This is a genomic window from Marinomonas primoryensis (assembly GCF_013372285.1).
Taxonomy (GTDB): domain Bacteria; phylum Pseudomonadota; class Gammaproteobacteria; order Pseudomonadales; family Marinomonadaceae; genus Marinomonas; species Marinomonas primoryensis.
Map to the genome: position 1 here is coordinate 2,791,508 of NZ_CP054301.1, position 14,692 is coordinate 2,806,199.

Below are 14,692 nucleotides of genomic sequence, written 5' to 3' on the forward strand. Positions count from 1 at the left end.
GGGTAAATCGTGACGTTTAATGGTTAGAAGGTAAGCTCAAACCACAACCTGTTAGAATAATACCGCTTACGGTGTCTCCGATGCGTTTCAAATCGTCATCAGTCAGCGACTCAATACCGCTTAGCGCCAGCACTTGTGCTTCGAAGTCTGCGTAATGTTGTGTAGACGACCAAATCATGTAGATCACACTTGCAGGATCACACTGACGCATTTTTCCAGTGTCCATCCAACCTTGAAGTAATGCGATTCGCGACATAAACCAAGGTCTTAGCTCTTCTTTTAAATAGTCGCCAATATGGAGCGCGCCACCAATAACTTCCATCGCAAAAAGGCGAGAAGTAGGGCCTTTATCAAAACTTTGTTTGAGTTTAACACGAATAAAACTGTCCAATACATACGCTGGATCATCGTCTATCGTCGCCCGATCAAAAAGATCGTTCCAGCCCATTAAGGTCTGATCAAGCACCTGTTTATACAAATTGGCTTTAGATTGAAAATAATAAATGATGTTCGGTTTGGGCAAACCAGCACGCTCGGCAATGTGTTGTAGGCTGGCACCACTGTAACCTTTTAGCCCGAATTCAATCTCAGCGGCTTCCAGTATTTTAACAAAGACTTCTTCACGGTGATTTTGACGTTTACTCATGGGGGAGTTAAGTCCTTATTTGTATTTTCATAAGTATTGCCGAACTAACAAAACACAACCCCAACCTCCCCCTCTTCGTAAGGGAGGAGCTTAGTGCTTTCGCTCCCTCCCTATGCATTTTCAAAGGGGATGTAAATTAGCACTTTGTTCCCTCCCCTTATGTCTTCAAAGGGGAGGGTTAGGGTCGGGTTGTTCTTTTTCAGTAACCAACAACATTCACGGAAACTTTTATTTCTATCGTATTAAGCCAACAACGCGGTTAACTCTTCCGCGGTCGACAACTTACCTTCGTCTTCAATATTAGGGAAAACAGCCACAGTAATATTATCCAGTGCAAGGCTGGGTAACCATTCAGTTTTAAACATATCAAGCGAAACGGACACCGGCTCACAGTCGTCCCAATCTTCAATAGCCCATTGGCTAGCAAAATCAGCATCTGGCCAAACCATAACACAATCACCGTCGTCGGTTTCTACCATCACGAAACCTTCTTCGTTACTTAAGCTCCATACCAATTGAGAGGCTTTGGCTTGCTCAACAAAATACACTAAGCGTTCACTGTCAGGCGCAACCAACAATTGAACACGCTCATCCATCGATAACTCTTTCATCATTTCACTCTCTTGTAATATCGCCAATCAATACGATTTTTTGTCTTGTTGAAGCCTTACTAAAAGTAAGCAACTTCTTCTGCCGTCAAGGCACGGAATTCACCCGCTTGCAAATCAACATCAAGTGAAAGAGAACCAATCTGGTCACGATGAAGCTCTTCCACTTTATTACCTACGGCGGCCAGCATCCGTTTCACTTGATGATATTTACCTTCTTGAATCGTAAGATAAATATCACAGTCGCTAATGCGTTCAGCAACAGCAGGTAACGTTGGTTGCGGCTCGCCATTCAGCATGACACCCGTTTCCAATTGCTTTAAATCTTCGTCACTGATTCGCTCGGCCAACATCATACGATAGCGTTTGTTACACGCATTACGAGGTGATGTAATTCGATGTAGCCATTGTCCATCTGTCGTCAGCAACAGTAAGCCAGTCGTGTCTTTGTCTAAACGGCCAACTATATTGAGCGCTTGACCCAAATGCGAAGGTAATAAATCCAACACCGTAGGATGCTCTGGATCTTGGTTAGCGCAAACGTAACCAGCAGGCTTATGCAGTAAGTAATACCCTTCTGATGGCCACGCCAAAAGCGTGTCATCTAGGCAAATTTTATCACCGTCTTGTACTGTGTAATTGGCCTTTTTAACCACCTCACCGTTTACGGTAACACGGCCTTTTGACGCGGCAATTTTTGCCGCTTTACGTGCCAATTCAGTCACGTGGGATAAATAAAAATCAAGTCTCAAGAGAATCGCCTATGGCTTTGTTTAGATTAAGAAAATACTTCGTGGGTGGTTTCAATTTCTTTGAAGAAGAATGTCGCATTATGCAGCATACCGTTCGCACTGCGAGAGTATCCGGGCACTTCGCCAAATGGAATATAGCCCATATTAACATACATGTCGTGAGCAATATCATCGCTTCTTACTTCAAGCATTAGCAGCTGCCTTTGCATCGACGCCGCCACACGTTCAACACCTTGCATCAACATACCGCCCAAACCATGTTCTCTTGCTTGAGTATGAACCATCAGCTTTTCAACATCGCAACGGTGCAATGCATTGGCTTTTGGTGACATAGCAATTTGGACGCTACCAACCACTTTATCGTCTTCACGAATTAATAACACTTGGCGGGCATTCTCTTGTAAATCATCATTCACCATTAGCCAATACGCTTTCGCTTCTGATTCGCTCATTGGTGGTAAAAAACCAATTGGCGCGCCTGAGTCAACAGCGTCACACAATAGCTCGACAAGATCTTCTAAGTAGGGGTTAAGGTTGTCTACTTTAAGTAACTCCACACTCTTTACCTCTGTCTTTAAATTGCCGTAATCATACCTGAGGGGCGCTCACTTAGGAATCGCCAGCATACGTTAAGCGGTTTATAGACAAAAAAAACGGCTTAAGTAGCCGCTTTCGTTACACTCAATAATCTTAGCTCAACTAAACATTACCCATATAACGACCTGGTTTATGATTAACAGCAATAATCATATTCAACGCAATGGCCCCCACAAATGAGATAATGATCAAGGTATAATCCACCACGAAAACGGATAAAAGCACAATCATGCAGTCAATGATCATTTGGAATTTCCCCATAGAAATGCCATATTTTTCGGAAAGGTAACGCGCTAGGATATTCAGTCCGCCTAAACTGGCGTTATGACGAAACAGCATTAAAAAACCAACCCCCATCAAGAAGCCACCCGCCACACTGGCATAAATCGGATTTACCTGATCAAAGGTGACTAACATAGGAGTCACATCAGAAAAAACAGAAAGGCAAAATACGGCAAGAAACGTTTTTATAGTAAATTCCCAACCAAAGTGAATAACCGCCAATAAATAGAAAGGAATATTAATCAAGAAAAATGCCTGACCAAAGGTCAGCGAGGTCGAGTACTGAATTAAAAAAGCTAAGCCGGCCGAACCTCCTGTTAATAACCCCGCATGGGTAAAAAGGTTGACACCTAACGCAATGATCAAGGTACCAAGAATGACAGCTTGGGCATCTTCAAGACGCGTGTGTTTTTTTACCTTTGGTATCTCTGCTGTCGACATGGATTTCTCTCTGGGCTTATAAAATGGCGGTGAAGGGATTCAAAGCAGAGATTTTATAGAAAAAAAAACCTAAGACCAACACCCAAGCACAACACGGTTTTTTGCCATTCTAATAAACCGTCTCGTTTTTTGTACACCTCATTAAGGAGCACAAATACGACCTATGACCTTACCAACAACTCGCCGAGAAGATACCCAACCTATACGTTCTGATTGCAAACTCTTGTTACTTTCACCACCTAACCAAAGCTGTCCATCTGGCGCAATATGCAGAATTTTTTTAACAATGTATCCGTACAATGCATGATCGACAACAACAAGGTGACCCGTGTTGAGTTTTTTATACCATCGACTAGTAAACACAAAGTCTCCACTACATAAACTAGGAGACATGCTTTCCCCTTGGACTTTGATTAAGTGAAACATATCGACATCCTTCCACAGTGTCGCAATTAAAATACTGATTAAAAGCGCTTACTTCAGCCCTTTAAATCAGGGTAAACCATTTCCAACATCGGTGGATAAGGGCATGACGCACGGTAAGTCAGCACTTCTTTTGTTAACCAAAAAGCTTCCGCAAAGTCATTCACCAAATCAACCAGTTTCTCACCTTCCGCTCGGTCGATACCTTGTTTGCATTTTGATGCTTGCAACATAATACTGTGAGTTAAATTATGCGCATTCGATACCAACTCAAACTGCGGCGCTTTAAAATAATCCCCCCAAATAATACCAATAGCGTCTTTAACCTCCGTACTGGCAGATTCTTTTTCACCCACTAAACGAGAAACCTGTGCGTAATCCGCCACGCTCAAAGTCCCTTTGTCTTCAATTTCTTTAATTAAATCCATTAAACGCACACAAGTTAACGCTGCCAGTTGAGCCGTTGCTGGATCGTAAATTTTACAGGGTATATCGCAATGAGCTTGGGCGGTTTTAAAATGAATTACTTTATCTAGAATTTTGATCACACTATGCATCATGGTTAATATCCTTCCGTTCAAATTTTTTACGTCGACGAATGCACTGTTTGTATATAATACCGCTGACAATCAAGCTGGCGATGGCAAACATGGTCAAAAAATGAACAGGCTCACTTGACCAATGAGAATGGTCGTGACCTGGATGTGCTTGAACCAGTTGACCAATAGCAAGCAAACTACTGAATGCTAAAATAGTAAAAACCGACTTCATACAATGTTCCTTATTAATGGCGTTAGATAAACAGGGATGATTAATGGTGAACCATGGTTTCTGAACTAGAAACAGCATTAGACAAGGCTTGCATCAAGACTTTGCTCTGAGTTGATACATGCTTACTATAACTTTGAGAAAACAACTCCCACTCAAAACGAATGTGTGTCGCCGTTCTCATAATAAGCCCCCTTTGCTCGCCGTCTAGATCAGGACGAACAATAATGGCCTGTAGAAAATTGACCGCATTTTCATATTGAGTATTCGCAGAAACGAAATCGCCCAGCGCCGTATAAGATTCCGCAATATTTAAAAAGCTTACTGCGGCCGCAGCAACGGCCGACTCAGCATCTCGATAAAAGTCATCATCGAATGACATTTCAGCTTGCGTTAATGCCTGTTGATTTAACTCAACGGCATCCGAAAACGCATGATTTGAATAGGCTCTATTGGCTTGTCTTGTTAAACGCTCCCAGTTCTGCATTATTTCCTCCGCGATCTTTTGTATTGGATTGATAAAACCTAATGAGAATCATTATCGTGTATGAATTGAAAAAAATCTATCTTTTGTGAGAATAAATCTCATTTGATTTTTTAAGGCTTGATGATTACATCTAGATAAACAAGACGATGGTCTGAAGTGTTGTTAAGAAGAGAGTGTTGATTGTCACGAGAGTCAGGCCAAAATACGGCCTGCCCCACCGTTTCAAGTAAGCGACTAGGCCTGACGTAATCTGCCTGCATATGCCACACAGCAGTATGATAAGCACTGTGCTTTACATTGGCATTTGGTGAATGTTCAACTCCACCAATACTGTTTGGAAAACCGATTGCTGACATGGTGGGATGCGCCAGTAAATTTTGGATCGCGGTCCGATCAGAATCACCTTCATAAGGAGAAGCATTCAAATCCCCTAGTAATACAAAATCACCGTTTTCAAACCCACCTCGGCGTCCCTGATCGTCGATCATATAAGACGCTTTTGAAAGATAGTCTGACCAAAAATTGATCTCATCTTGATTACGACAAAAATTTCGGCGTTCGGCACCATCAAAGACAGGAGGCGTTGGATGAGAGCACAAACAACGCAGCACTTGACCATTCACTTTTATCGCCACATCCCAATGAGATTTTGATGAGAAAGGCAACACGGCCAAATCTTCGTCATCAAACCAAGCGTCTCCACAAGTGCACTTTGGTAAGTGTGCGTTTGGCATATCGCGCCATAAGAAATGTTGAAAAGTACGAGAAGCCAAGTGATCAATCGGGAAGCGTGATAACAACAGCATACCGTATTGACCTGGAAAATCACCAAAGCCTAACGCGTCAGCGCCTTTATCAGTCGCGTCCCCGTCTTTGTCAAAATCTCGACCAGAAGGCATTCCAGTATTAACGGGCTGACAAAAGAAAAAGGGATAGTCCAACCCTGTGCGAGTTGAAGAAGACTGACTTAGCAAGGCCTGTAAAAGCGTAACGGTCTCGCCTGAGGCGTCAAAATCGACCTCATTTAGCAAGATAATGTCGGGGTGTACTTCTTGTAATAACGCGATGGTGGCGAGCACTTGTTTGTCCTTTCCGGACTTGAGTGCCGCCAAAAGTGCCCCCGAATGGGGTCGGCTCAGTGCGGTATTGTAGCTCGCAAAGCGAACTACCATTCAATACCCACTTGCGCTTTGACACCATTAGCAAAGGCATGACGTTCATTTGCTATTTTACTGTGCGTATCGACGCTGTCTAATAACGCCCTTGGCGCTGTGCGCCCCGTCATCATCACATTTTGATGTGTTGGACGAGCAGCCAGCGCAGCAATCAAATCATCTTCATTAAGATAACCATATTTGTACATATAAGTGATTTCATCCAGCAAGACAAAATGCACGCTTGAATCTGACAATACATCCTTTGCCAACGCCCAAGCTTGCTCTGCGGCTTCTTTTTCCAACTCAGGGTTACGTGTTTCCCACGTAAAGCCATGCCCCATAACATGAAAGTCGACCAACGGATGCGTACCAAAAAATAATTGTTCCCCAGTGGCTTTGCGACCTTTGATAAACTGAATGACCGCGCTTTTTTGACCATGACCCAAAGCGCGCGCCATAGTACCAAATGCACTAGAACTCTTACCTTTACCATTGCCAGTAAGCAAAATAGTCACGCCGCGCTCTTCTGTTGCAGCCGCGATACGCTGATCAACAACGGCTTTCTTTTTTAATAAGCGCGCTTCATTTTTGTCTAAAGTTTCTTGTTCAGACTGCTTAGTGTTCGATTGTTCCGTCATAATCTATCTCTTTTTGTAGAGTAACCAGCTTGGGTAATATAAGTCTTTATGTATCGCAAACACCCTTAGTATAAAGACTAAAGCCACAGCGTAAATCGAGTTAAACTCATGTACCGGTATATTTTTTTCAAGTAGTACTAATAACAAAGCCCCTAAAAAAGCCGGCGTTGCATAAAACTCTCGACCTAATACCAAAGGCGGACGGTGGCTTAATACATCACGAATAATGCCTCCCGCCACACCGGTAATAATACCCATGGTGATGGCAATCATTGGCGAAAAACCTAGATTCAAGACCTTTTCCGTCGCTACCACAGTAAACAAGGCTAAACCAAACGAGTCGGCATAATGAAAAACGGCTTTTTTGTCATCAATAAATCGCACGGTAAAAAAGGCCAGTACTGAAGACAAAAAAGCCACCCACAGGTACGATGTATCTTTTACCCAATACACAGCCTCAACCGATAGCACAGTGTCTCGTATCGTACCGCCACCCAGAGACGTCACCATCCCCAGAAACACCACGCTAAAAAGATCCATGTCTTTTTTACCAGACGAAATAACCCCGGTGATAGCAAACGCAGCTATCCCAAACATACCCAAAAAATATAGTAACATTTTTAATATTTTCTCAAAAAAACTAAGCAGAAACCCAGTCACCAGCACCCAAACGCTTTAATACCACAAAATCGCCTTGGACTGAAAATTCAGTCAAACTACTGAACCCCACATCAATACGGTGACATTGAGCCAAAGGCCATTGGCAAAGCAAGCTGACGAACACTTTTATGACACCTGAATGCGCCGTCACTACGACGTGCTCGGCAGAGGTCTCTCTGACCGACAACCACCATTGCCAAACACGATCCGCTACAACCTGTAACGATTCGCCATTATACGGCGTGGCGTGAACAATATCGTCCGCCCAACAATCAATTTCAGACTTTGGAATGTCTTGCCAACACAAGCCTTCCCAATCCCCAAAATCCAATTCCTTTAACGCATCAACTGACACAGAACGACCCTCAGTAATAAAATCCGCCAGTCTCGCGGCGCGACTCAATGGGCTGTGATAACTAATACTAGAGGGCGTATCAAACTTGATCGATAAGGCCTTTTTTAACGCATGAGCGCCAGCTTCCCAGCCTTCGGCAAGAGGCACATCCATGTCGCCATAGCACAAACCTTTTTTCACATCCGGCCGTGGATGGCGTATCAGATACAGCTTCACGAATAAGACACCAGCAAACATAAGATGATAAAAATCTCACCAATTTGCTCACCAGCCCCCAAGGTATCGCCATTAAACCCCTCTATTTTCTTACGTAAATAAACACGCAACAAAAAGACTAAACCAGCGGCAAACATCAGCGTGATGATTAAGTCAAAGACATTAAACGCCAACAAACCAAAAAGTAGACAAGGTGCCAATGCGATGCCCCACTGACTCGAGGTCAATGTTGCAATCATACTGGACGCTTTACTTTGCTCCACCGTCACATAATCTAAACTGTTCATCAGTACAAGCGGTATCACTCTGGCCATCACATGCACAGCACACCAAGCAGCCAAGGTATAAATAAAACCTAAAAAAGACGCGGGGATAATAGCCAAAAGTTCACTAAGCAACAGCCACTTTAGCGACAGAGAAAACCAAATAGACAAGGCCGCGTAGCTGCCGATACGCGAATCTTTCATGATCGACAAGCGCTGCTCTTTGTCCCAGCCGCCAACCAAACCATCACAACTGTCCATCAGGCCATCTTCATGAAACCCACCGGTCAGCAATACCGATGTCAGTAACATCAGTAACGCCTGCAAAGGCGAAGACCAATCAAACCACAACGGCCAAGCGCTTAGTAAGGCAACAACTACACCAATCCATGGTAAAAAGCACACCGCTGGGGTGTGCTTTATGTCATCGCTCCAATCCACTTTTAATGGAATTCGAGTATAGGTAACAAGGCTTCGTTTAAAGCCTTGCCAATAAGGACTCATTATCATGCCTTTCATGCTTACCCCAAGTAATCACCATGTTATTTAGAATCGCTAACGCCTGCACTTTCAAAGCTCGCCATGTTTTTCAGAAAAATACAGGCACTCTTAATAAGGGGATACGCTAGAATTGCACCAGAACCTTCCCCCAAGCGTAAATCCAAGGACAAAATGGGTTCCGCGCTTAAGTGACTCAACAACATTTTATGTGCTTTCTCATTCGACTGATGAGCAAAAATGGCGTATTCGCGCACATTAGGTACTACTTTTTGAGCAAACAACAAAGCAACAGAGCAAATAAAACCATCAACAACAAACGCTGTCTGACGTTGTGCTGATTGCAACATAGCGCCAGCCATCGCCAGAATTTCAAAACCACCAACTTGTTCTGCCAGCGTTTGCGCACTCCACTCAGACATTACTTGACCGGTTGCGAGTTCTGCACGACGTAATGACTGCTCGATTATCTGCGCTTTATGAGACACACCAGCAGAATCTAATCCGGTCCCACGTCCTGTACTGTCCGTCGCGCTAACGCCTATTAGCGCCGTCATCATGCAAGAAGAGACACAGGTATTACCTATGCCCATCTCACCAAACATCAACAAATTCGCACCATCATCAATAGCAAGATCCGCTTCGTCGACACCGGCTTGTATCGATTGTGCAACCTGTTCAGCGGACATGGCCGCCTCTTGGCTGAAATCTTTGGAAGCAAACGCGACCTTGCGATCACCCAATAATGGATGTTCATCAAGCTCCGCATTCACACCTACATCGACCACTCGTAAAGGCACATGATGCTGTTCACAAAACACACTGACCGCCGCACCGCCCATCAAGAAATTCATCACCATTTGCGGTGTAACTTCCTGAGGAAACAAACTGATACCTTGAGCCACCACGCCATGATCTGCCGCAAAAACGACCATCTTAGCGTTCGACACATTAGGTGTGGACGTTTGCTGAATACGACCCAGCTGAAAAGCGATATTTTCCAATTCACCCAACGCCCCTAAGGGTTTGGTTTTGCCATCAATTTTCTGCTGTAATTCGGCTTCAATCGCAGTTAATGGCGCTTGAATAGTAAACTGCTTAAACACGCCTTACCCCTTACCCTTTTGCTTTGACAGCACGCTGACGTACGGCTTCGAACAAGCAAATGCCAGTCGCTACCGACACATTCAAACTAGAAACCACACCAGCCATTGGCAATTTCACCAAATAATCGCATTGCTCGCGAGTTAAGCGACGCATGCCGTCGCCTTCCGCGCCCATCACAATCGCCGTAGGAATGGACAAGTCTTGCTCGTAAATCGTTTGTGTCGCTTCACCTGCCGTACCAAAGATCCAAACACCTTGGTCTTGTAACTTTTTCATCGTACGAGCAAGGTTGGTAACCGCATAAACAGGCATGCTTTCCGCTGCACCACAGGCTACTTTGCTTACCGTGGCATTTAATGGTGCTGAGTTGTCTTTTGGCATCACTACCGCATGAGCACCCGCCGCATCGGCACTTCGTAAACAAGCGCCTAAGTTATGCGGATCGGTCACACCATCCAAAATGATAATCAGAGGTGTTTCATCCAAACCAGCAACAAGGGTATGTAAGTCAGCTTCGTTACCCGCTTTCGTCATCGTGGTATAAGCCACTACACCTTGGTGTACGACACGGTCTTTGTTCTTAGTGAACAACTGGTCTAACTCTTTACGAGGCACCACGCTGTAGTTCACTTTGCTGGTTTTACAAAGCTGTACCAATCGCTGATTTTTCTTATCGTCACGACCTTCTTGAAAGCGCACTTCTTTCACACGCTCTGGCTGTTGGGTCAACGCGTTTTCCACGGCATGAATGCCGAATATCCATTCTAAATCTGACATGCTTTACGTTTTACTCTATAAATTCAAAAAATCTGTCACTCAAAAACGCTAAATCAATCTTTCGCTTTTGGCTTGGCATTGTTCTTTTTTGGTTTCTTCGGTTTTTTAGGCTTTTTGGCCGCCGCGCTGGCCGGTTTACCACTTGCTGCAGCGGCTGCCGACGCCGATTTCTTCTGCCTAATACGCTTACCCTTAGAAACAGGAGGACGGCGCTTTTTCTTGGCTTTGCCATCTGACTCTTTAGCGTCTTTAGTGGTTTTCTCACCTTTAACATCTGCTTTTTTAGCCGCTTTAGGTTTAGGTCGTCCACCCAATTCAATCGGAGGCAACTGAGCCAATTGCATTTCCAGCTCGGTACTGTCGTTGCGCTCTACCTTTTTACGAGGACGCGATGGCGATGCGCCCGCATCATCCAAGCTTAAATCGATCTTACGCTGCTCAAGATTCACACTGGCCACAGTGACTTTCAATGTATCGCCTAAACGGAATACACGACCTGTACGCTCGCCAATAATCGCTTGATGCTCCATATCGTGAACAAAGTAATCTTGCCCAAGCCCTGAAATATGCACCAAACCATCGACAAATAAACCTTGTAGCTCAACGAACAAACCAAACGAGGTCACCGCGGTCACAATTCCAACGAAAGGTTCGCCAAGATGTTGCTCAACATACTGACATTTCAACCAAGCCTCTACGTCACGCGTTGCCTCATCGGCACGGCGCTCTGTCACAGAACAAGAATCACCAAAGCCATCCATATCCGCATGATCGTAACCGTAAATTTTACGCTCTTTAAGCTCAAGACTTCCCGCTACACGATGCGCCTGACGCACATCTGGGCGGCCTTCACCACGAATCAAATAACGAATCGCACGATGCACTAACAAATCAGGATAACGGCGAATAGGCGACGTAAAGTGAGTATAAGCGTCGTAATTCAAACCAAAGTGGCCTAAGTTATCTGCTTGATAAACCGCTTGGGACATAGAACGCAACATCATGGTTTGAATGCTACGGGAATCCGCACGACCTTTTAACTGTTCTGCCAGTTTTGCGTAATCGTCTGGGGTTGGCTTCAAACCACCCATCAGCTCCAACCCTAGCAAACCTAAGTAAGTTCGCAGCGTTAACAAACGATCTTCTTTTGGACCTTCATGCACACGGAACAAAGCCGGCAAGTCTGCCTTGATCAATAGCTCTGCCGTCGCCACGTTGGCGCACAACATACACTCTTCAATCAATTTATGAGCATCGTTACGCTCAACGGGAATAATATGCTCTATCTTGGAGTTTTCATCGAACACCATACGGGTTTCAACGGTATCAAACTCCATTGCACCACGTTCATCACGGGCACCTTTTAGCGTGTGATACAGACCGTTCAAGTCATCAATATGAGAAACAATAGAAGCATAACGCTCGCGTAGCTCTATTCCTTGCTCCTCTGGCTCTGCAGCGATCATTTTCGCGACCTTAGAATAGGTCAAACGAGCGTGAGAGCGAATCAGGCCTTCATAGAATTTAAAGCCACGCATCTTGCCTTTCGTGGTCAACGAAATTTCTGCCACCATCGCCAAACGGTCAACATCTGGATTAAGGGAACACAAACCGTTCGACAAGACTTCCGGCAACATCGGAATCACTTTACCCGGGAAGTAAACAGAGTTACCACGAACAATGGCCTCTTCATCCAAGGCTGAGTCTTTTTTCACATAATGGGAAACATCGGCGATGGCGACAAATAACTTCCATCCACCAGCGGTTTTCTCACAATATACGGCATCATCAAAGTCGCGCGCGTCTTCGCCATCGATCGTAACAAAAGGTGTCTCTCGAAGATCCACTCGATGTGCTTTGTCTTCTTCTGATACTTCTGCGGTGAAGCTCTTGGCTTGCTTCTCAACCGCCGCCGGCCATTCGTTAGGAATCTCGTAACGATGCATCGCCACTTCAATTTCAACACCCGGCGCCATAAAGTCACCGAGAATTTTCTTAACAAGACCTTGCGCTGGTTTGCCACGTTCCGCATAAGACACAATTTCAGCCAAAACATACTGACCGTGTTTTGGCGTTAAACCGGAATCTGTCGTGATTTGAATGTCTTGCGCAATACGAGGATTTTCTGGTGTTACAAACGCGGTGCCGCTTTCTTGACCATTTTTTTCTAGGTAATAGCGACCAACCATTTGGGTATGCTTACGTTCTAGCACTTCAACGACAACACCATCTAAACGGCCTTTAACACTGCGGCCAGAAAGACGTGCTTTTATTTTATCGCCGTCCATCACGTTCTGCATTTGACGAAAAGATAGGAAAATATCGTCATCGTTTTGACGTAACAAGAAACCATGACCTTCTTTATTGCCTTGAACGTAACCTTCTATTAAGTCACTTTCCAAAATCGGCGTGTATTCATCATTTTGGTTGCTGGTTAGCTGGCTGTCTCGACACATAGCAATGAGACGACGACGGAGGGCTTCTATTTCATCTTCGCCAGTCAGCGAAAATGCAGTGCATAGGTCAAAGTGGCCCATGCTTTTATTTTGGGTTGCAAGAAACTCTAGAATGAATTCACGGCTTGGTACCGGGTTGTCGTACTTAGACGCTTCGCGCTGCATGTGAGGGTCGTTAATTTTTTTATTACTCAATGTATTTTTATCCTTGGTTTTTTTAATAAGACGCCCTTTTATAAAGTAGAAATATGAACATCTTACTATTCAGAACGGTTGCAGCACTCGGTTGTCACGTGAGCCAAGTCGCTAATACGTTCAATTAATCGTCATTATAGAGCATATTCACTAAATACTCTCCAAGTTAGCACCGCTCTTAACATTATCTGCACACTCTCTTTGGAGAATTTTCGTAATTACACAACAAATTGTCATTATGGTTCGATATTAGGGCTCTTTTCTTCATACCCATCATGCGTTTTTGGCCTAAACCAGATTTTTTCATTACTTTTTTGTCTATATTTCCACACTAAAGCGTCAATACATCGGATTATTCGATTGTTTAGCAGGTCTATTTTACTGTCTGTGACGCACCAAATTCATTTCCGCCATCACTTTGGTGGAAATTTCTTCCACAGACAGTTTTGTCGAATTCAAAAAAGGAATGCGTTCTTGGCGATACAAGGACTCAACTTCGTCTACCTCATAACGACATTGACGAGAAGACGCGTATTTACTCGCCGCCATACGACCCGTGCGAATTTCATGCAAACGCTGAGCGTCTATGGTTAATCCAAACAGTTTTTTCTTGTGGTCTTTTAACACTTTAGGCAAACCCGGAGAAGAAAAATCATCTTCGGTAATCGGGTAGTTTGCCGCTTTAATACCGTACTGCATGGCCAAATACAAACTGGTCGGTGTTTTTCCAGAACGAGAAACACCCAGTAAAATAATGTCCGCTTGATCGAAATTTTTGATGGATGCGCCGTCATCGTTTGCCAGCGCATAGTTGATGGCGTCTATACGCCCATCATAAACCCCTTCTTTCATACCATGTGCTTTTCGCGCAGTGGGTTGTGCTTTAACCCCTAACGCTTTTTCGATAGGCAGTAGTAAATCGCCAAATAAATTGTAACAGTGACAATCACAAGATTGGACAATATCTCGAATGGCCATGTCTGAAATAGTATAAAAAACCAACAGCGCAATGCCTTGCTGCACTTCCAAATTAATCTGCTGCTTTAATCCTTCAGCCTGATCTTTAGTGGTCAAAAAAGGCACGCTTTTTGTTTCTACTGCCACATCAAAAAACGACAACATCGCCGAGCCAAACACCTCTGCCGTGATCGCAGTCCCATCTGAGACAAAATACACTTTCATTCAATTTCCACCCATTTTGTTGTTATCTAACGACATTCGTTTTTTCGATTGAAATAAAACTACATCGAATAATCGATTTTATTCAAAGCAACTACCCTACATACAATGAACCCAGATCAAGTGCTTTGACAAGCACCTGAAGCGCTAAGACCTGATGTAAAAAGAAACTGGCTATAAAACTATT

General features: G+C 44.2%; 18 protein-coding genes. All 18 read right to left on the minus strand.

What is annotated here, in order from left to right; translation table 11 throughout:
* Nucleotides 1-16 precede the first annotated feature (16 nt).
* On the minus strand, nt 17-646 hold the full coding sequence (locus MP3633_RS12900; RefSeq protein ID WP_176335854.1) for a TetR family transcriptional regulator C-terminal domain-containing protein: 630 nt from the start codon (nt 644-646) through the stop codon (nt 17-19).
* Nucleotides 647-888: 242 nt separating this feature from the next.
* Nucleotides 889-1,260 carry a DUF2750 domain-containing protein gene (locus MP3633_RS12905; protein WP_176335855.1) on the minus strand — a complete coding sequence of 124 codons (372 nt, stop codon included), beginning with the start codon at nt 1,258-1,260 and terminating at the stop codon, nt 889-891.
* 56 nt (nt 1,261-1,316) lie between these two features.
* The gene (locus MP3633_RS12910) at nt 1,317-2,006 is read right to left on the minus strand and encodes a pseudouridine synthase (protein ID WP_176335856.1); all 690 of its coding nucleotides are present in this window, start codon (nt 2,004-2,006) and stop codon (nt 1,317-1,319) included.
* 26 nt (nt 2,007-2,032) lie between these two features.
* Nucleotides 2,033-2,563, minus strand: a complete 531-nt coding sequence (locus tag MP3633_RS12915) for a GNAT family N-acetyltransferase (protein WP_112137592.1) — start codon at nt 2,561-2,563, stop codon at nt 2,033-2,035.
* Nucleotides 2,564-2,705: 142 nt separating this feature from the next.
* Complete coding sequence (locus tag MP3633_RS12920; protein WP_112137590.1) at nt 2,706-3,326, minus strand: YitT family protein; 621 nt, start codon at nt 3,324-3,326, stop codon at nt 2,706-2,708.
* A 141-nt stretch (nt 3,327-3,467) separates the two neighbouring features.
* A complete protein-coding gene (locus MP3633_RS12925) occupies nt 3,468-3,791 on the minus strand; it encodes a S24 family peptidase (protein ID WP_423794650.1) in 324 nt (107 codons plus the stop codon).
* A gap of 14 nt (nt 3,792-3,805) precedes the next feature.
* Nucleotides 3,806-4,309 carry a superoxide dismutase, Ni gene (sodN, locus tag MP3633_RS12930; RefSeq protein ID WP_176335857.1) on the minus strand — a complete coding sequence of 168 codons (504 nt, stop codon included), beginning with the start codon at nt 4,307-4,309 and terminating at the stop codon, nt 3,806-3,808.
* Nucleotides 4,299-4,520, minus strand: a complete 222-nt coding sequence (locus MP3633_RS12935; RefSeq protein WP_176335858.1) for a hypothetical protein — start codon at nt 4,518-4,520, stop codon at nt 4,299-4,301. Before MP3633_RS12935 ends, sodN begins: the two co-directional genes overlap by 11 nt.
* Before the next feature lie 40 nt (nt 4,521-4,560).
* The gene (locus tag MP3633_RS12940) at nt 4,561-5,004 is read right to left on the minus strand and encodes a tetratricopeptide repeat protein (RefSeq protein ID WP_176335859.1); all 444 of its coding nucleotides are present in this window, start codon (nt 5,002-5,004) and stop codon (nt 4,561-4,563) included.
* Nucleotides 5,005-5,114: 110 nt separating this feature from the next.
* A complete protein-coding gene (locus MP3633_RS12945; protein WP_176335860.1) occupies nt 5,115-6,176 on the minus strand; it encodes an endonuclease/exonuclease/phosphatase family protein in 1,062 nt (353 codons plus the stop codon).
* Nucleotides 6,170-6,799 (minus strand): cob(I)yrinic acid a,c-diamide adenosyltransferase, encoded by a 630-nt coding sequence (gene cobO, locus MP3633_RS12950; RefSeq protein ID WP_176335861.1) that lies wholly within the window; start codon nt 6,797-6,799, stop codon nt 6,170-6,172. The genes MP3633_RS12945 and cobO overlap by 7 nt, the downstream gene beginning before the upstream one ends.
* A gap of 3 nt (nt 6,800-6,802) precedes the next feature.
* On the minus strand, nt 6,803-7,417 hold the full coding sequence (locus tag MP3633_RS12955) for a trimeric intracellular cation channel family protein (RefSeq protein ID WP_112141593.1): 615 nt from the start codon (nt 7,415-7,417) through the stop codon (nt 6,803-6,805).
* A 22-nt stretch (nt 7,418-7,439) separates the two neighbouring features.
* The gene (gene cobC, locus MP3633_RS12960; RefSeq protein ID WP_176335862.1) at nt 7,440-8,030 is read right to left on the minus strand and encodes an alpha-ribazole phosphatase family protein; all 591 of its coding nucleotides are present in this window, start codon (nt 8,028-8,030) and stop codon (nt 7,440-7,442) included.
* Nucleotides 8,027-8,797, minus strand: a complete 771-nt coding sequence (locus MP3633_RS12965) for an adenosylcobinamide-GDP ribazoletransferase (RefSeq protein WP_244959635.1) — start codon at nt 8,795-8,797, stop codon at nt 8,027-8,029. Before MP3633_RS12965 ends, cobC begins: the two co-directional genes overlap by 4 nt.
* 38 nt (nt 8,798-8,835) lie before the next feature.
* Nucleotides 8,836-9,897 carry a nicotinate-nucleotide--dimethylbenzimidazole phosphoribosyltransferase gene (gene cobT, locus MP3633_RS12970; RefSeq protein ID WP_176335864.1) on the minus strand — a complete coding sequence of 354 codons (1,062 nt, stop codon included), beginning with the start codon at nt 9,895-9,897 and terminating at the stop codon, nt 8,836-8,838.
* 10 nt (nt 9,898-9,907) lie between these two features.
* A complete protein-coding gene (rlmB, locus tag MP3633_RS12975; protein WP_112137573.1) occupies nt 9,908-10,675 on the minus strand; it encodes a 23S rRNA (guanosine(2251)-2'-O)-methyltransferase RlmB in 768 nt (255 codons plus the stop codon).
* Between the two features lie 53 nt (nt 10,676-10,728).
* A complete protein-coding gene (gene rnr, locus MP3633_RS12980; RefSeq protein WP_217909093.1) occupies nt 10,729-13,296 on the minus strand; it encodes a ribonuclease R in 2,568 nt (855 codons plus the stop codon).
* 408 nt (nt 13,297-13,704) lie between these two features.
* Nucleotides 13,705-14,508, minus strand: a complete 804-nt coding sequence (locus tag MP3633_RS12985; protein ID WP_112137571.1) for a pyruvate, water dikinase regulatory protein — start codon at nt 14,506-14,508, stop codon at nt 13,705-13,707.
* Nucleotides 14,509-14,692 lie beyond the last annotated feature (184 nt).

Excerpts from the sequence above, each read along its gene's own strand:
- MP3633_RS12900 (WP_176335854.1), bottom strand. The coding sequence starts at position 646 with ATGAGTAAACGTCAAAATCACCGTGAAGAAGTCTTTGTTAAAATACTG.
- MP3633_RS12905 (WP_176335855.1), bottom strand. The coding sequence starts at position 1,260 with ATGATGAAAGAGTTATCGATGGATGAGCGTGTTCAATTGTTGGTTGCG.
- MP3633_RS12920 (WP_112137590.1), bottom strand. The coding sequence starts at position 3,326 with ATGTCGACAGCAGAGATACCAAAGGTAAAAAAACACACGCGTCTTGAA.
- sodN (WP_176335857.1), bottom strand. The coding sequence starts at position 4,309 with ATGATGCATAGTGTGATCAAAATTCTAGATAAAGTAATTCATTTTAAA.
- MP3633_RS12935 (WP_176335858.1), bottom strand. The coding sequence starts at position 4,520 with ATGAAGTCGGTTTTTACTATTTTAGCATTCAGTAGTTTGCTTGCTATT.
- MP3633_RS12940 (WP_176335859.1), bottom strand. The coding sequence starts at position 5,004 with ATGCAGAACTGGGAGCGTTTAACAAGACAAGCCAATAGAGCCTATTCA.
- MP3633_RS12945 (WP_176335860.1), bottom strand. The coding sequence starts at position 6,176 with ATGGTAGTTCGCTTTGCGAGCTACAATACCGCACTGAGCCGACCCCAT.
- cobO (WP_176335861.1), bottom strand. The coding sequence starts at position 6,799 with ATGACGGAACAATCGAACACTAAGCAGTCTGAACAAGAAACTTTAGAC.
- MP3633_RS12955 (WP_112141593.1), bottom strand. The coding sequence starts at position 7,417 with ATGTTACTATATTTTTTGGGTATGTTTGGGATAGCTGCGTTTGCTATC.
- MP3633_RS12965 (WP_244959635.1), bottom strand. The coding sequence starts at position 8,797 with ATGAGTCCTTATTGGCAAGGCTTTAAACGAAGCCTTGTTACCTATACT.
- rlmB (WP_112137573.1), bottom strand. The coding sequence starts at position 10,675 with ATGTCAGATTTAGAATGGATATTCGGCATTCATGCCGTGGAAAACGCG.
- rnr (WP_217909093.1), bottom strand. The coding sequence starts at position 13,296 with ATGCAGCGCGAAGCGTCTAAGTACGACAACCCGGTACCAAGCCGTGAA.
- MP3633_RS12985 (WP_112137571.1), bottom strand. The coding sequence starts at position 14,508 with ATGAAAGTGTATTTTGTCTCAGATGGGACTGCGATCACGGCAGAGGTG.